The organism is Luteibacter sp. P1_D3 (assembly GCF_056406135.1).
The window spans coordinates 14,126-29,402 of record NZ_JBFUAT010000004.1; the positions used below are offsets into that span (position 1 = coordinate 14,126).

Annotated in this window: 14 protein-coding genes; 8 read left to right on the plus strand and 6 right to left on the minus strand. The window is 65.3% G+C overall.

The features are described from left to right. Window positions 1-473: 473 nt before the first annotated feature. A complete protein-coding gene (locus AC1DYM_RS04300; protein WP_477336272.1) occupies window positions 474-1,778 on the minus strand; it encodes an NAD(P)/FAD-dependent oxidoreductase in 1,305 nt (434 codons plus the stop codon). 186 nt (window positions 1,779-1,964) lie between these two features. Between AC1DYM_RS04300 and argS the strand changes: the two genes are divergently transcribed. Next, on the plus strand, window positions 1,965-3,764 hold the full coding sequence (gene argS / locus AC1DYM_RS04305; RefSeq protein ID WP_477336274.1) for an arginine--tRNA ligase: 1,800 nt from the start codon (window positions 1,965-1,967) through the stop codon (window positions 3,762-3,764). 129 nt (window positions 3,765-3,893) lie between these two features. On the opposite strand, the gene AC1DYM_RS04310 is transcribed toward argS, so the two are convergent. Continuing rightward, window positions 3,894-4,235: a carboxymuconolactone decarboxylase family protein gene (locus AC1DYM_RS04310; protein ID WP_477336276.1), complete on the minus strand. Its 342-nt coding sequence runs from the start codon at window positions 4,233-4,235 to the stop codon at window positions 3,894-3,896. Window positions 4,236-4,374: 139 nt separating this feature from the next. On the opposite strand from AC1DYM_RS04310, the gene tehA reads away from it, so the two are divergent. Then, window positions 4,375-5,352: a dicarboxylate transporter/tellurite-resistance protein TehA gene (tehA, locus tag AC1DYM_RS04315; RefSeq protein WP_477336278.1), complete on the plus strand. Its 978-nt coding sequence runs from the start codon at window positions 4,375-4,377 to the stop codon at window positions 5,350-5,352. 133 nt (window positions 5,353-5,485) lie between these two features. Then, window positions 5,486-6,103 (plus strand): OmpW/AlkL family protein, encoded by a 618-nt coding sequence (locus tag AC1DYM_RS04320; protein ID WP_477336280.1) that lies wholly within the window; start codon window positions 5,486-5,488, stop codon window positions 6,101-6,103. On the opposite strand, the gene rclC is transcribed toward AC1DYM_RS04320, so the two are convergent. Next, complete coding sequence (gene rclC / locus AC1DYM_RS04325; protein ID WP_477336282.1) at window positions 6,091-6,669, minus strand: reactive chlorine resistance membrane protein RclC; 579 nt, start codon at window positions 6,667-6,669, stop codon at window positions 6,091-6,093. The two genes, AC1DYM_RS04320 and rclC, sit on opposite strands and share 13 nt — an antisense overlap. A gap of 94 nt (window positions 6,670-6,763) precedes the next feature. Here rclC and AC1DYM_RS04330 point away from each other — a divergent pair, with 94 nt between their 5' ends. Both AC1DYM_RS04330 and AC1DYM_RS04335 read left to right on the plus strand, forming a co-directional pair. Next, a complete protein-coding gene (locus AC1DYM_RS04330; RefSeq protein WP_477336284.1) occupies window positions 6,764-7,684 on the plus strand; it encodes an AraC family transcriptional regulator in 921 nt (306 codons plus the stop codon). Between the two features lie 78 nt (window positions 7,685-7,762). Then, window positions 7,763-8,230 (plus strand): DUF1203 domain-containing protein, encoded by a 468-nt coding sequence (locus AC1DYM_RS04335; RefSeq protein WP_477336286.1) that lies wholly within the window; start codon window positions 7,763-7,765, stop codon window positions 8,228-8,230. Here AC1DYM_RS04335 and AC1DYM_RS04340 read toward each other — a convergent pair. Then, entirely contained in the window at window positions 8,203-9,390 is a 1,188-nt protein-coding gene (locus AC1DYM_RS04340) for an MFS transporter (RefSeq protein WP_477336288.1), read from the minus strand. The two genes, AC1DYM_RS04335 and AC1DYM_RS04340, sit on opposite strands and share 28 nt — an antisense overlap. An 89-nt stretch (window positions 9,391-9,479) precedes the next feature. Here AC1DYM_RS04340 and AC1DYM_RS04345 point away from each other — a divergent pair, with 89 nt between their 5' ends. Beyond that, a complete protein-coding gene (locus tag AC1DYM_RS04345; protein WP_477336289.1) occupies window positions 9,480-10,397 on the plus strand; it encodes a LysR family transcriptional regulator in 918 nt (305 codons plus the stop codon). Here the strand turns inward: AC1DYM_RS04345 and AC1DYM_RS04350 are convergent. Continuing rightward, window positions 10,394-11,128, minus strand: coding sequence for a TIGR02117 family protein (locus tag AC1DYM_RS04350; protein ID WP_477336291.1), 735 nt, complete (start codon window positions 11,126-11,128; stop codon window positions 10,394-10,396). The genes AC1DYM_RS04345 and AC1DYM_RS04350 overlap by 4 nt on opposite strands. Before the next feature lie 64 nt (window positions 11,129-11,192). Here AC1DYM_RS04350 and AC1DYM_RS04355 point away from each other — a divergent pair, with 64 nt between their 5' ends. After that, window positions 11,193-11,390 (plus strand): hypothetical protein, encoded by a 198-nt coding sequence (locus tag AC1DYM_RS04355; RefSeq protein WP_477336293.1) that lies wholly within the window; start codon window positions 11,193-11,195, stop codon window positions 11,388-11,390. 7 nt (window positions 11,391-11,397) lie between these two features. On the opposite strand, the gene AC1DYM_RS04360 is transcribed toward AC1DYM_RS04355, so the two are convergent. After that, window positions 11,398-14,316, minus strand: coding sequence for a TonB-dependent receptor (locus AC1DYM_RS04360; protein WP_477336295.1), 2,919 nt, complete (start codon window positions 14,314-14,316; stop codon window positions 11,398-11,400). Between the two features lie 202 nt (window positions 14,317-14,518). Between AC1DYM_RS04360 and AC1DYM_RS04365 the strand changes: the two genes are divergently transcribed. Then, complete coding sequence (locus tag AC1DYM_RS04365) at window positions 14,519-15,184, plus strand: MarC family protein (protein ID WP_477336297.1); 666 nt, start codon at window positions 14,519-14,521, stop codon at window positions 15,182-15,184. The last annotated feature ends 93 nt before the right edge of the window (window positions 15,185-15,277 follow it).

Consider the following 15,277-nt stretch of genomic DNA (forward strand, 5'->3'; position numbering starts at 1 on the left):
CCACGTCACTGTCCTGAGGTGAAGGCACCTGGCACACCGCCGGTTATAGCGACTTGGGCGGTTTCTTGCGTGAAAGCGGCGGTCGAGGAAATGGGGAGCCGGCGGCCCCAACCTTGCGGTAAACGCCTACGCAAACCCACCTAACATATCCTGCAGGATCACATCGACCGGCGTCAGCCAATCCCCCGCGCCAGCGAAAAAAAGCGAGGCGAGTATTGGGTCTCGTTGCCTGCGCTGGACGTGGCCAAAATCGGACTTTACGAGGCTATGCGCGCCAACGGCCTTCGTAAATCGGATCTGGCACGCAGGCTAGGCATGCATGCCCCGCAGATCGACCGTCTGCTCGACTTGACCCACAGTTCCAAGTTGGAACAGGTTGAAGCCGCATTGGCCGCGGTAGGTTATCGCGTCAATCTTTCCGTTGAGCGCGTGGACACGCGGCGAGCGGTTAGCTCGCCGCGCCTCTGCCTCGCCTAGTGAAGTTTTACCGGCGGCAAGGTCGTGTTGCGTAACCAGTCGGCGAGCCACAGCGCGGTCGCCCGCGGCCAGCCGTGCAGGGTGGCGCGGTGCAGTTGCTGCAAGGACACGTAGAGCATCTTCGCCACCCAGCCACGCATCGGAATGATCGATCGGCCCTTCGGTCCGGAAGGAAGTTCGCCCGTGGCCTGGCGCGAGCCGAGGGACACCAGGGTGCCCTTGGAGTGATAAACGAAGGGGCTGACGCTCTCGCCTCGAAGGGCACGGGGCAGGGCGCGGGCGAGGTAAGTGGCCTGCTGGTGTGCCGCTTGGGCCGTGGGTGGGACGCTGGGGCCGCCGGGCGTCGTGGTGGCGAAGGCGCAGTCGCCCATGGCGTAAATGTCGGTCAGGCCTTGGGCCTTTAGCTGACCATCGACCAGGATGCGCCGGTCCCTGGAGAGTTCGAAGGGCCCGAGGCCCTTGACCATGTCGTGTCCGGTGACGCCGGCTGCCCACACCTGGATATCGCAGTGCACGCTCGTGCCATCGGAGAGGTGGAAGGCGCCGTCTTCGACCGCGTCGACGCCAACGCCGGTGCGCAGCGTCACGCCCATGCGCCGGAGGATCTTTTCCGCCGACTCCGAGGTGCGTGGATCGACGTTGGGCAGGACGCGTTTCGCCATGTCCATCAAGGTGATGTCCAGCTTGCTGGCGGGATCGAGGCCACCGTAACGGTGCATGTCGTTGAACGCGTGGTGCAGCTCGGCCGCCAGTTCCACGCCGGTCGCTCCCGCGCCGACGATGCCGATACTGATGCGCTTGTCCGGATCGCCCGCGGTGCGTAACGCCAGCGCCAGGATCTTGCGACGCAGGTCGATGGCCTGGGCCGGGCTGTCCAGCATGTCGCAATACTCGAGGACGCCAGGCGTGCCGAAATCGTTCACGCGACTGCCGAAGGCGAGCACGAGGGTGTCATAGCTCAGGCTACGCGCCGGCAGGATGATGTCGTCGGTGAGCGGAAAGCGGACTTCGTCCAGTGCAATGGTTTTCGCCACCGGATCGACGCGCTGGAGCGCGCCGGGTTCGAAGCGGTATCCATGCGACTGGGCATGCGCCAGGTAAGGCACCGCTTCTTCGCCATCGCCAAGCAGGCCGACCGCAAGCTCGTGCAGGCGCGGCTTCCAGAAGTGACTGGCGTCCCGGTCGACCAGGGCGACGTCGAGGTCGCCGCGTTTGCCCAATCGCGCTGCCAGTTCGATACCCGCCGCGCCACCACCGACGATCACGACGGTGTGCGCACCGGGTCGCTTTGAAGCCGTCATACCCATCTCCTTCAATCACCTGGCTTCGAGCATACGCATCGATTCGTTGCTTGCTTGCGAAGACTGGCCTTTTCCGGCTAAATCGAACCCATGACGTCAACACGACTGCTCCGACGACGAACGATGCGCTGACGCGACGCCGCGCGCTCATGCGTGCGCCTGTGCCCATCGTTTACGGAGAAGCCCATGTTCCTGTCCCTGGCGTCGCACGTCGACGCCTCGCTCGCCAGCGTGTTCGCCACCCTTGGTCTGCCTGCCTCGTTGGCCCGCGCCCAGCCCTCGACGCGGCCGGACTTCGGCGACTTCCAATGCAATGCCGCGCTCGCCCTGGCGCGCGAACTCGGCAGACCGCCACGAGAGCTGGCCGGTGATATCGCAGGCCTCCTCCGGCAGCGGCCGATGTTTGCGGCGGTGGAGGTTGCGGGGCCGGGTTTCGTCAACCTGACCCTGGCTGGTGCCTTTCTGGCAGCGTCCGCTCGGGCGATGGCCGCTCAGGCAAGCCTCGGCATTCCGGACACCGGCCGGGGGCGCCTGGTCATCCTCGATTTCGGTGGGCCGAACGTGGCCAAACCGCTCCATGTGGGGCACCTGCGCTCGCTGGTCCTCGGCGAAAGCCTGCGTCGCCTCCACGCGGCGCTCGGCTGGCGCACCCTCGGCGATGCGCACCTGGGGGACTGGGGGCTGCAGATGGGCATGCTGAGCTCGGCCATCCGGCATCGCGACCCTTCCCTCATTTTCTTTCACCCAGGCGCAGGCGAGACCTCTCCGGCTAGTGCACCGGTGAGCCTCGACGAACTCGAACGCCTGTATCCCGAAGCGGCCGCGGCCTGCCGCAGCGATCCCGCACGCATGGCCGAGGCGCGCGCCGATACGGCGGCCCTACAGGCAGGCGATCCGGGGCTGCTCGCCTTGTGGCGTGCATTGCGGGAGTTGAGCCTGGCCTCGCAGGTGGCAGACTTCCGCGAGCTCGGCGTCGTGTTCGACGCACTCGATGGCGAGAGCGATGTCCGCAATGCGATCACGCCCCTGGTCGAGCGGCTCCGTGCCAGTGGCGTCGCACGGGAAAGCGACGGTGCCCTGGTCGTGGACGTTGCCACCCCGGACGACGCTTTCGAGGTGCCACCCTTGTTGCTGGCCAAGCGTGATGGCGCCGCGCTCTACGCGACGACCGACCTGGCGACGCTGGAAGCACGTGCGATGCATGAAGGCCTTGCACGCGTGGTGTATGTGGTCGATCAACGGCAGGCCCTGCATTTCGAGCAGGTGTTCCGTGCGGCGGCGAAGGCGGGCATTGCGCCGGGCGTCGAGTTGATCCACGTCGGCTTCGGTACGGTGAACGGTGCCGACGGCCGTCCGTTCAAGACGCGCGATGGCGGCGTCGCCCGGCTCACCGATCTCCTTGAGGATGCCGTAGCAAAGGCCGCCGAGCGTATCGAGGGGTCCGGCTATGGAAGGGAACTGGATGATGCGGGCCGGTTGGAGCTCGCCCGGCGCGTGGGCGTCGGCGCGGTGAAGTTTGCTGACCTGTCCGGCGATCGCTTGTCGGGTTATGTGTTCGATGTCGAGCGGCTGGTGGCTTTTGAAGGGCGTACCGGGCCGTATCTGCAGTACGCGTGTGTGCGCTTGCGGTCGCTGTTGGCGAAAGCGGGCGGTGTCGCTGCAGTTGATGGCATGTCCGTTGTGAATGGCGCCACGGTCGTGGAGCACGGAATACCGCAAGCGGACAGCGAGCGGGCCCTGGTCATCGCCTGCCTGGGGCTGGGTGATGTCGTGGCGGAGTCGGCACGGGTGATGCAGCCGGGGGTGCTTGCCGAGTATGCGTTCGGTCTCGCGCAACGGTTCAGCCGGTTCTATGCGGAGTGCCCGGTGTTGAGTGAAGCCGACCCCGAGGTGCGTACGTCGCGTCTGGGATTTTGTGTGCTGACGTTGGGCGTGCTGGAGAAGGTGTTGTCCCTGCTGGCGATCGACGTCCCCGACAAAATGTAGGAGCCGATTTATCGGCGATCCCGCGGCAGCGGGCCAGGGCGAGGCTAGCACCCATTCGCCGATGAATCGGCTCCTACAGAGAGCCAGGGCGAGGCTAGCACCCATTCGCCGATGAATCGGCTCCTACAGTCAGGATTTTGAGTAGGCTGCGGTGGCGTCCATCACTCGGGCGGAGTAGACGAGCGCGGCGCCGGCGTTGAGGGCGACGGCCACACCGAGGGCTTCGCCGATCTCTTCGCGCGTGGCGCCATGCTTTAGCGCTTCGGCCGTGTGGACGGTGATACAGCCATCGCAACGCGTGGTAACGGAGACGGCCAGGGCGATCAGTTCGCGCGTCTTCGCATTGAGGTGGTTGGTCTTGGCGCCAGCCCCGGACAAGGTCTGGTAACCCTTGATGGTGTCCGGGCTGAGCTTGGCGATTTCACCAATACGGGCGCCCAGTTCGTTGCGATATTCAGGCCAGTCAAGCATGGGATGATCCTCAGGAATGGCCGGCGGCACGGGTTTGCGTCGTCGGTGAGAACATGATGGTCCCGCGCCGTGCGCGGGGAAATACGCGAAACGTTCTAGTTCTGGCTCATCCGTCTCACGGTCGTCTACAGGGGGTTCCATGGCTCTTCCGCGTCCCATTCCCGCGTCGTTCTTCGGCATGGTCCTCGGCCTTGTCGGTCTGGGCTCCAATTGGCGAACCGCGTCGCGCCTGTGGGGGCTGCCGTCGGCGATCGGCGAAAGCATCATGGCCGTGGCCTTCGTCGTCTGCGCGGTGCTCACCCTTGCCTATGCGTACAAGTGGCTCGTGCACAGGGCGGCCGCGATCGAGGAAGCACGCCATCCCGTGCAATGCTGCTTCATCGGTCTGGTGCCATCGTCGGGCGCCCTGATGGGCATCGTGCTGGCGCCGCATGCGCATGGCCTGGCCGTCGCCGCGCTGCTGACCGGTGGCGTGGGACAGGTCGTCTTCGCGCTGTGGCGCTTCGGCGCCATGCTGCAAGGCGATCGCGACATCTCCACGACCACGCCGGTGATCTACCTGCCTTCGGTGGCCGGCAACCTGATCATCGCCGCATCGGCAGGCATCCTCGGCTTCCCATCGTGGGGGATCCTTTTTTTCGGGGTCGGCGTGTTCAGCTGGCTCGCGCTCGAGTCGGTCATCGTCAACCGGCTGCTCAACGCGACGCCTCTGCCGCCGCCCCTGCGACCGACGCTGGGTATCCAGCTCGCGCCGCCGGCCGTGGCCGCCGTCGCCTGGCTGGCGAACACGCAGGGCATGCCGGAGCTCATGGTGCAGGCGGCTTGGGGCTATGGCCTCGTGCAATTGCTGCTGATGATTCGCCTGTTTCCGTGGATTGCAAAGCAACCGTTCGCGTCGAGCTATTGGGCTTTCAGCTTCGGTATCACGGCGCTATCGGGTAGCGCCATGACGATGAGCTTGCGCGGGCTGACCGGTGCGATCGCCGAGCTGGCACCGGTGTTGTTCGTCTTCACCAACGCGGTGATGCTGCTGTTGACCGTCGGCACGATCGTCCGTCTTGCACAGAACAAATTCCTGCCGCCGTCCGTGATTACCGCACCGACGGCGACGTCGTAACAGCGACATCGCAGCAGCCGCGCGATACCGGGCAGATTGTCGCGCCAGAGCGACTTTCCGCATCTTTCGCACGTTGAATTCCTAACCTGTCGGCATCCGGTCACGACCGATGCAAGCAGGCAAGGAGTTCGACGTGTCACACCTCAAACATCTCATCATCGCGGGCGTACTTTGCGCAGCGCCTCTCGGCAGCGCAGTGGGGCAAAGCGTGGAATCACCGTGGATCGTGCATGTCGGCGCGCACGTGGTCGATCCGAAGTCGAACACGGGCGACCTCGCCGGCCTGTCGTCGAGCACCACACGAAGCCTTCGCCCTTCGGTCAGCATGGAGTACCTGCTGACACCGTCGTGGAGCGTCGAACTGCTCGCGGCGCTGCCGTTCCAGCATGACGTTCGCCTCGATGGGCAGCGCGCGGTCGGCGTGAAGCAACTGCCACCCGTGGTCGGCGTGAACTATCACTTCCTCGCCGGGCAGACCGTGTCGCCTTTTCTCGGTGTCGGCGTCAACTACACGCACTTCTTCGATACGAAGGGGCATGACGCCCTGCAGGGAACGAACGTGAGCCTCGGTGACACATGGGGCGTCGCATGGCACGGCGGCGTCGATATCGCATTGAATGCGCGCTGGACGTTCACGGTCGATGCGCGCTGGATCGATATCGATTCCAAGGTGAAGGTGGACGGTGCCCGGGTTGGCACCGCCCACCTCGATCCCTGGGTATATGGGGTGAGCGTCGGTTATCGCTTCTGATCACCGGCGAGGATCGCCTTGGCCGCATCGATGCCGATGATCCACGAACCCGCCAGCATCATCGCGTCCTTGAGGACGAGGCGTCCGGCGCCGGACAGATAGGGGAAACCGTGTTGCGCATCGCCCAGCGCGGGCACCCACGCTTCGGGTGTGGTGAACAGGAAGGACAGCGTCACCAGGGTGGTTCCGAAGGAGAGGAAGGCGCCCAGTAAGCCGAGTTTCTTCGACAGGGGATAGGAGAGCACGAGCAGGGCGATGGTCCATTCGACGATACCCAGGCCGGTGGAGAAGCCGTAGGTGTTGTTCGCGGTCTGCCATTCGCGCTGCTCGGGGACGAGCTGGCCTTCGTGCGTCAGGTGCGCCTTGTACTCGTCCGGATGGTTGTAGAAGAACGACATGACCGGGCTGTTGGCGACGAAGGGTGTGATGCTGTCGGCTTCGAAGGGGACGAACTTCAGCGCGCCGATCCACAGGAAGACGATGGCGATGGCGAGGCGCATGAGGTTCGGGCCGAGCCGCTCGGTGCGGACAAAGGTGGTGAGGGCGTGGCGGGCAGTGGCGTTCATGGGACGAGGTTCTCCGTAAGGGGCGGAGAAAGTGTTGCTCGCCAGACTGAGAGGATGAATACTCATATCACTCAATGAATGGCGCGAACGTCTCATGGATGCCTTGACTCGTGTGCTCGAGCTGGCCCAGGTGCAGGGCACCCTGGATCTTCGTTGCCAACTGGCCGGGGGGTTCAGCCTCGACCATGTCGATGCGGAACCGGGCGAGGCGCCGTTTCACCTGGTGCTTGGCGGTAGCGCGGCGATGGAACTGCCCGGGCATACGGTGGTGATGGAAGCGGGCGACCTGCTCGTGTTACCGCAGGGCACCCGTCATCGCGTGCACGACCTGCGCGGGCGCGATGTCCAGACCGCCGTCTCGCTCGATCACGCCGGTCCCTTCCGCGTCAAACGCAACACGGAAGGCGACACCGACCTCGACCTGCTCTGTGGTCGCTTCACCTTCGCGCCGGACGCGGGCCGCTTGCTCTTCAGCGCCTTGCCCGAGGTCCTGCACATCCGGCTGGGTCGCGAACATGGTATCGACGCGCTGTCCGGCATCGTCACGATGTTTCGCGATGAAGTGGCACGGATGGAACCGGGCGCCCTGGCGGTCGTCACCGCGTTGACCCAGGCGTTGTTCGTTTTCGCAGTGCGCGCCCAGTTGCGCGACGGCGTGATGCCGCCGTCCCTGCTCGGACTGATGGTCGATCCCCGGCTCAGTCGTGCTTTGCTCGCCATGTTGCGCGAGCCCGAGCGCGAGTGGACGGTGGCGTCCCTGGCCGACCAGGCGGCGATGTCGCGCGCCACCTTCGCGCGGCACTTCGAAGCACGCGGCAACGTCGCACCGCATGAAGTGCTGACGCTACTGCGCATGCACCTGGCTGCCGACCTGTTGCGTCGTGGCGAGCTCACGGCAGGCGCGGTGGCCGACCGTGTCGGCTATCGCTCCGAATCAGCGTTCGGCAAGGCATTCGCACGGGTGATGGGGACGACGCCGGCGCGGTTCCGTCGTGACGGTAAAGCGCCGCTGTAACGCAAGGACGCAAGATCCGGATGGTGGGCAAGGGAGCGTCAGCGGAACATCGCTTCATCCCCACCACGGAGCCACGTCATGTCCTTCCGCATCACCGGTATCGATCCGAAGCCCTTCCTGTCGCTGTACGGCCTGGATGAAGCACAGCTCGACAAGCGCGGCGTGATCCGTGTCGTCGCGTCGAACGATACGGGCTATCCCGAGCGCATCGAGCTACGCAACGCGCGCCGCGGCGAAGCTTTGCTCCTGCTCAACCACACGCACCAGCCTGCGCAGTCGCCGTATCGTTCGAGCCACGCCATCTTCATTCGCGAAGGGGCGACCGAGGCCTGCGAGGTGAGCGACGAGGTCCCCGAGGTCCTGCGCACGCGCACGCTTTCGCTCCGCGGATTCGACGAGCGCGAACACATCGCCAGCGCGGTGCTCGTCGAAGGCACCGTGCTGGACGAAGCGATCGAGCGCATGTTCGCCATGTCGTCGGTGCGCTATGCGCACGTCCATTACGCCGCTTACGGTTGCTACGCGGCGCGCATCGATCGCAGCTGACGGTCGTGCTTGCGGGCGGCGAGGCGGGAGATCGTCAGCGCCGTCAGGGCGAGGGCGGTCAATAGCAGGGAGATCACCGGCAGCGTGGCGACGCCGCTGGCCTGGGCCACGCGGCCGCCAAGGAACGAGCCGAGGGCGATGCCGGCAAACAGGCCCGACGAATTGAGGGCGAGGACGAGGCCACGAATCTCCGGCTCCAGCTCGACCACGCGGCGCTGCTGCGAGGGATAGAACACATCCTGCGCCAGTGCCCACACGAGCAGCGGGAGCACCGGCGCCCACCAATAGGCCGGGACGACGGCCAAGGCCAGGAACACCGGCAGCGTCGTGCCCATCGCGGCATAGAGCAGGCGGTTGGCGCCGAAGCGCAAAGCCAGGCGCTGCGCGAGCCAGTTGCCGGCCACGCCAAGGATGCCGAAGCCGAACATGATCGCCGATGCGGTCGCTGTGTCCGCGCCGAAGCGATCGCGAAGCAGGGAGGTGATCAGCGTATAGGTGACGAAGTACGCGGAGACCTGGAAGAAGATCACGGCCAGTCCCGTACCGGTCGCCGGATGGGTCAAGGCCTTCACCAACCGGCGCAGGTCCAGCCGGACGCCGCGCGACTGGTCGTCCACGGTGAGCCAGACGAGCAGGGCGGCCGCACCGGCAAGCACCGCCAGGCCCACGAACACGACACGCCAGCCCAAGGCGGCGGAGGCCGAGATGGCCAGGGGAACCGACAGCACGCTGGCGATGGCGATGCCGCTGAAGACGACGGCCAGCGCGTGGCCCTGCCGCTCGGGCGGAACGATGCCGGCGCCGATCGAGGACGCCATCGGACCGACCACGGTCGCTCCGAGACCGGCCAGCACGCGCGCCGCGAGTAACCAGCCGTAGCTCGGCGCCACGGCGCACAGCACCGAGCCGAGCGCGAGGATCAGCAGACCGCCGATCAGCACGTCGCGTCGCCGCCGATGGCCGATGAAGACCTGGGCCAAGGGCGCGCCGAGGGAGAAGGTCAGGGCGAAGACGGCGACCAGCTCGGCCGCCTGGGCGACGCTCATGCCGCCGCTGACCATCGAGGCCTGGGCACCGACGACGGCCAGGGACGCGCTGCCGAGAGCGAAGTTGCAGATGCTGAGCACGCGCAGCACCAGCGGTGGGGATAAACGGGCCATGGAGGCTCCGCAGCGGTAAGGGAGCGCACTACGTCGGGCCGCGAGACCTATAATCAACGTCGATGCCAGACATACGAGCTATCCATCATATGGATATCACCCGGATCGACCTGAACCTGCTCGCCTCGCTGGACGTGCTGCTCGACGAAGCCAACGTCACGCGGGCGGCCCGCCGCCTCAAGCTCAGCCAGCCTGCGCTGTCCGCCCAGCTCGCACGCCTGCGTGAGCTCTTTGGCGATCCGTTGCTGCTGCCGGCGGAAGGCGGGCGCGGCATGACTTTGACCGCCCGCGCGGTGGGCCTGCGCGATCCGCTGCGGGGCGCGCTCCGTGATCTCGACCGCGTGGTCACCCACGCGCCCGACTTCGATCCCATGCAGAGCAGCCGTGCCTTCCAGATCGCGATGAGCGACAACGGCGTGGCGATCCTCGGTGTCGACCTCGTGGCGTGGGTCGCCGCGCATGCTGGGCCAGGCATCCGCGTCGCCTTCCGGCCGGTGGATCCGGCGCGGATCGGCACGCTGATGGTCAACGGCGATGTGGACCTGCTCATCAGCATCAAGAGCCTCATCCCACCGGCGATGAAAGCCCGCGTATTGCTCGAGGACCGTTACCTCATGGCCCAGCGCAAGGGTCACCCGCGTGGTGCGACGCCGCCGGACCTGGACACCTATTGCGCCTTGCGCCACGTCCTCGTCTCGCTGGACGGCGGTGGCTTCCACGGCTTCATGGACGACTATCTACAGAAGGTCGGTCGCCGTCGCCAGGTGGCCGTGTCCGTGCCGCAGTATCACCTGATGCCCGACATCCTCGAGGCGACCGACTATGTCGGGGTCATGCCATCGCGGCTCGTCCAGCGTTTTGCCGGGCGACTGGATGCTTTCGACCTGCCTGTCCCCACGCACGATATTTCCCTCTACGCCTCGTGGCATCCACGCATGCAGGCCGACGCAGGGCATCGGTGGTTGCGCGAGCGTGTCGCCGCCCTTGCCGGGAAGTCGTCCGCCTAGGGGGTGGCCTGGTCGCGTAGCTGCCAGAACAGCGCCGTGTCGAACGGCGACCAGACCGGCGCACGCACACCGCTTTCCGCGAGGGCGTCGCGTGTCCACTGGTTGCAGGTGACGAACAGGCTGTAGCGACCCTTCGCTTCGTAGAAGGCGTCGTTCACGTCGTATCGGTGGCCGGGGATCCACACGGACGCGCCCGCTTCGTCAGTGGCGACGCTGCGGCGTACATAGGCGACAAGTCGCGCGTAGGCCTCGGGTGTCATGACCAGCCTCACTGCCGACGCATCGTTGCTGGGTGCGGGACCGTACTCCACGTGCATCGCGGCGGTATCGCGTCCGCTGATCGCCTTGAGCGCGGTGCCTGTCGTCAGGTCGCGCCATCGCGGCACGTCGAGGAAAAAGGTTCGGTCGCCCCAGCCCACGGTGACGTACTCATCGGCGTCCGCCTCGCTGCGCTGCGCGTTGTGCACCGGGGAAAACAGCGTCGTCCAGTCCATCAATGGATGCCGCGCGGGCATCGCCAGCCCGGCGTGTACGCCGTTGGTCGTGAGCCATACGGTGACGCCGTCGCTGGCGGGTCGCCAGTCACGATTCACCGGAATGGCGCCGAGAACGATCGCCGAGGCCATGTAGACGAGCGGCGCGAGAATCAGTGCGCCCGCGATCGTCCAGACGAAGCGACGGGCAAGCGAGGGCGCTGTGGTGGGCCGGTCCGACGGGTACTGCCTGAGCATGCTGCACCTCCGGCGTCGACGCGCCTTTGATGGTAAGAGCGTATAACGAGCCATCGAAGACCGCATGAGGCTCGCTGCCATGCCCATCGCCAGTCACGCGGAAGCCGGCGACCCGCCTTGCCCGATCTGCCAGGGCGTGGGTGAGCTGACCTACATCGACGAAGAAGTTGGATGCCAGATCGGCGTCCCTTGCTGGGCCTGCGCCGGACCGGCCGAGGAACACCTCGGCCAGCCCGCATCGGATACGCCCTGGCCCGGTTGATCCGCGCTCAGAGCTTGTAGTTCACGCCGAACATCAGCGTGCGGCCGTAGGTGTCGTATTCGAGCGGCCGGGCGATCTTCAGGTTGTTGGGCAACGAGGCGATTTGCTGCGTCTTCATCGGCGAGTTGCTGAGGTTGTTGACCTGCAGCAGCACCGACAATCCGCTGTACCGGCCTTCGGAAAAGGCATAGCCGAGCTGGAAGTCAGTCTGCTTGTCCGCCAGGACCTTGGTGTAACCGAGCTGGTCGAACAAGGCCACCGCCTCGCCTGTGAACGACGAACGATAGCGCTCGGCAATGCGCACCGACCAGCCGTACTTCTCGTAGTAAAAGGCGAGGTTGGCGACCTTGCGTGACAGGCCGGGCAGGGTGGACGGACTGCCGGGAATGGTCGACACCGCGCTCACCGGCAGGGAACTGTTGGTCAGCGAGAAATTCGCCTGCATGCCGAAGCCATCGAGCGCGTGGGTCAGCAGTCCGCCTTCGAACGATCCTGAAAGCTCCAGGCCTTGCATCCGTCCGCCCGTGCCGTTCTCCGGCCGGGTGAACGAGCCGATGGTGCTGGTCGGGGTGAGCGTCGGCGAGTCGTTGGTGTAGCGCGAGAAGTCGTAGTCGAGCGTCGTCTCGTTGTAGATGTAGTTCAGCAGGTTCTTGTTGAACACCGCGGCTGCAACATAGCTCGCCGTGCCGAAATACTTCTCCCACGAAAGATCCGCACCGACGGCGATATAGGGTTTGAGCTTCGGGTTGCCGCCGCTGCCCGACCAAAGCACCTGGCCCGCAGCGGGACCATCGGTGACCAGCGCAACGTCAGCCGAGGTGGCGACCTTCTCGTCGTCGATACGGCCACGAGCCATGGTCTTGGCAAGGCCGAAGCGTAGGTACTGCTTGTCCGATACTTCGGCGACCAGGTTCAGGCTGGGCAAGACCTTGTTGTAGTTCGTGCCATCGGCGATGCGGCCGACCAGGGCATCGCCATTGGTCTGCAGCGCGTCGGACGACTGGATCGTACGGACGGCCTGCACGCCCATGTTTCCGCGTAGCGGGATGTCGCCGAGCATCGTATCGATGTTCAGCTTGAGGTAGACGACAGGGACCTTCTCGCGCACCGTGTAATTGCGACTCCAGTCACCCTGGGTATTGCGCTCGGTGAGGTAGTACTGACTGTCGAGCGCCTGCAGGACGTCGTAATTGGCGATGGCGGGGATGCCGCCGAAGCCGAGATTCGTGATGCCGCTGAGTGCGCCCGGATCGATCGGCGTAGCGAAGCCAGGCAGGTAGTCGCTCGATGTCGAACCGTTGCCGTTGAGCCAGGCGAAGAGGACATCGGCCTGCTTGGTCTTCTTGCGGTCGGAGTAGTTCACGCCGAAGTTGAAGTCGCTGAAGATCCAGCCCACCGGATGGCTGATTTCCAGGCGGATCGCCTTGATCGTGTCGTGCTGCTTGTCGTATTCCTCGCGGCCGTCGTAGCCGTAGTTATTGGGATCGGTCAGGTTGACCGCCGAGGTGTTGGACCAGTCGGTGCCGGGCGAAAAGTCCGGAAAGCCTTCGTCACGCCGTGTCTGGAAGTCCGTCGACGATGTCGCCTGATCCGGCAGGCCGGCGAACAGGTAAGCGTCGTGCAAGCGCTTCTTCGCACTGGAATACGAGAGATCCGCCGTGGCGTTCCAGCCGTTGCCGAAGTCGTACTGGTTGTTCCAGCCGACCGAAAACAGCTTATCGCGCTCCTTGGTGTACTCGTTCTGCAGCACTGTTTTCAGGCCGTCGATATGGCCCGAGGTGACGATCGGGTAGGGCTGGGACGGTACGGTGCCGATGTTGGAATACGAGACGTTGTCGTACGGGCTGCTCGACCACTGGGCGCCGTTGAGGTAGGTCTTCTGGTCGAACGTGGAGTAGTACAGGTCGAGGGTCGAGTGGTAGTGATCGTCGGGCGCCCACTCGAGGACGGTCATCAGGCCGTTGCGCAGCTGGTTCTCGGACTTGGCGCGTAATTGGGCGCCTTCCTGCGAGAGCACATCGTCGGGCAAGCCGGGCGTGCGTGCCGCGCCCCATTGTCCTTCCGCGCCGTTCGGACCGTTGTTGTTGCTCCACCACCATGCCTGGTACTGCTTTTCCTGCACCGGCGAATCCAGCTGCGCGAAACCCACGGCCAGGCCGAGGGTGTGATCGAAGAACTGGTCGATGTACGAGAAGCTGGCGCGGTGACCGGCGTCGCCGACGCCACTGCCGTGATTCAGGCTGCCGTTGGTCGTGCTTTCACCACGGAGGTTGGCCGCGAGCGTGCGGTTGGCAAGGTCGAGTGGCTTGATCGTGTGCAGGTCCACCGTGCCGGACAGGCCCTGGCCGATCAGGCTGGCGTTCGGTGTCTTGTAGACCGCCGCGCCGCTGATCAGCTCGGACGGATATTGGTCGAAGTCCACGCCGCGGTTCTCACCGATGGTGGCCTGCTCGCGACCGTTCAGCGTGGTGCCGGCGAAGTCGGGCGAAAGGCCGCGGATGGAAATCTGGTTGGCGCGGCCATCCACGCGCTGCGTGGCCAGGCCGGAAAGGCGCGAGAGACTTTCGGCGATGCTGCTATCGGGCAGCTTGCCGATATCCTCCGCCGAGATCGCTTCGATGATGTTGTCGGAGCTCTGCTTCGCCTTCAGGGAGTTCTGGATGCTGCCCTGGATGCCGGTGACGACGACCGCATCGAGATTGCTCACGGCATCCGGATTGGCGGCGCGCTTGTCCTGCTCTTTGGCATTCTTTGCCGGTTTTGTGGACGGCGTCTCACTTTGTGGTGTCGCCGGCGGCGGCGATTGCTCCTGGGCGAATACCTCGCTGCCGGAGAACAGCAGCATCGCCGCGGCGCAAGCGAGGGCCAGGGGGCGGGGCTGGAGAGCGGACACGCTCGTACACGGCGTCATGCGTCGGCGATTCATCGATATCCCTGCGTTGAATGAATAAGCGATGCGCCCCCTGACACACCGGCGGCGAGAATGATCGAAGTGCCACGAATCTGTCATCCTGCGTCGCAGCACGCGTGTACGATCCAATTCGCCACGCCGGCAACACGGGATACTGTGCCCGCCCCTTCGTCTGCCACTCCCGGAGCGCCCCATGTGGGAAGAACTGACCAAGACCGTGCTGCTGATCGTGGCGAGTCTTTTTCCCATTGTGAATCCGCCGGCATCCGCGTTCATGGCGATCAGCATCGTGCCTCATGCCACGGACGCGGAGCGCGCGGACATGGCACGCCGGGTGGCCGTGAACAGCTTTGCGCTCCTGCTTGCATCCCTACTCGTCGGTGCCTATGTGCTCGGCTTCTTCGGCATCTCGATCCCGGTGCTGCGTGTCGCCGGTGGCCTGGTCGTGGCGATGGCCGGCTGGCGCCTGCTCGATGCGCCTGACGATGTCGAGGAAGAGCAGGACAATGAGGCCGCCGCGGTCGATCACCACCACGGGCGGCGCGACCCCACCTTCTACCCGTTGACGCTGCCGCTCACCGTGGGGCCGGGCTCGATCGCGGTCGCGATCGCGCTGGGCACGGGATCGCCTCGCCAGGGGCCCACGATCATCCATTTTGCCGCCGTCTTCATCGCCCTGGTGATCATCACCGCAAGCATTTACCTGTGCATGCGTTATGCCGAACGGATCGAGCGCCGCCTGGGTACGGCGGGCACGCAGGTGGTGATGCGGCTGTTCGCGTTCTTCATATTCTGCATTGGTTTGCAGATCTTGTGGCTCGGCGTGTCTGAGTTGATCGGTTTGGTGTCGGCAGCGCCGGGCGTTGCGCATCCGGCGAGCTGAGCCAATTCCGCCGGCCACTGGTAGGAGCCGATTCATCGGCGATCCCGCGGCAGCGGGCCAGGTTATCGCAAGCACCCATTCGCCGATGAATCG

Excerpts from the sequence above, each read along its gene's own strand:
- AC1DYM_RS04355 (WP_477336293.1), top strand. The coding sequence starts at position 11,193 with ATGAGGCTCGCTGCCATGCCCATCGCCAGTCACGCGGAAGCCGGCGAC.
- AC1DYM_RS04345 (WP_477336289.1), top strand. The coding sequence starts at position 9,480 with ATGGATATCACCCGGATCGACCTGAACCTGCTCGCCTCGCTGGACGTG.
- AC1DYM_RS04310 (WP_477336276.1), bottom strand. The coding sequence starts at position 4,235 with ATGCTTGACTGGCCTGAATATCGCAACGAACTGGGCGCCCGTATTGGT.
- AC1DYM_RS04330 (WP_477336284.1), top strand. The coding sequence starts at position 6,764 with ATGGATGCCTTGACTCGTGTGCTCGAGCTGGCCCAGGTGCAGGGCACC.
- AC1DYM_RS04340 (WP_477336288.1), bottom strand. The coding sequence starts at position 9,390 with ATGGCCCGTTTATCCCCACCGCTGGTGCTGCGCGTGCTCAGCATCTGC.
- tehA (WP_477336278.1), top strand. The coding sequence starts at position 4,375 with ATGGCTCTTCCGCGTCCCATTCCCGCGTCGTTCTTCGGCATGGTCCTC.
- rclC (WP_477336282.1), bottom strand. The coding sequence starts at position 6,669 with ATGAACGCCACTGCCCGCCACGCCCTCACCACCTTTGTCCGCACCGAG.
- AC1DYM_RS04300 (WP_477336272.1), bottom strand. The coding sequence starts at position 1,778 with ATGACGGCTTCAAAGCGACCCGGTGCGCACACCGTCGTGATCGTCGGT.
- argS (WP_477336274.1), top strand. The coding sequence starts at position 1,965 with ATGTTCCTGTCCCTGGCGTCGCACGTCGACGCCTCGCTCGCCAGCGTG.
- AC1DYM_RS04335 (WP_477336286.1), top strand. The coding sequence starts at position 7,763 with ATGTCCTTCCGCATCACCGGTATCGATCCGAAGCCCTTCCTGTCGCTG.
- AC1DYM_RS04350 (WP_477336291.1), bottom strand. The coding sequence starts at position 11,128 with ATGCTCAGGCAGTACCCGTCGGACCGGCCCACCACAGCGCCCTCGCTT.
- AC1DYM_RS04360 (WP_477336295.1), bottom strand. The coding sequence starts at position 14,316 with ATGAATCGCCGACGCATGACGCCGTGTACGAGCGTGTCCGCTCTCCAG.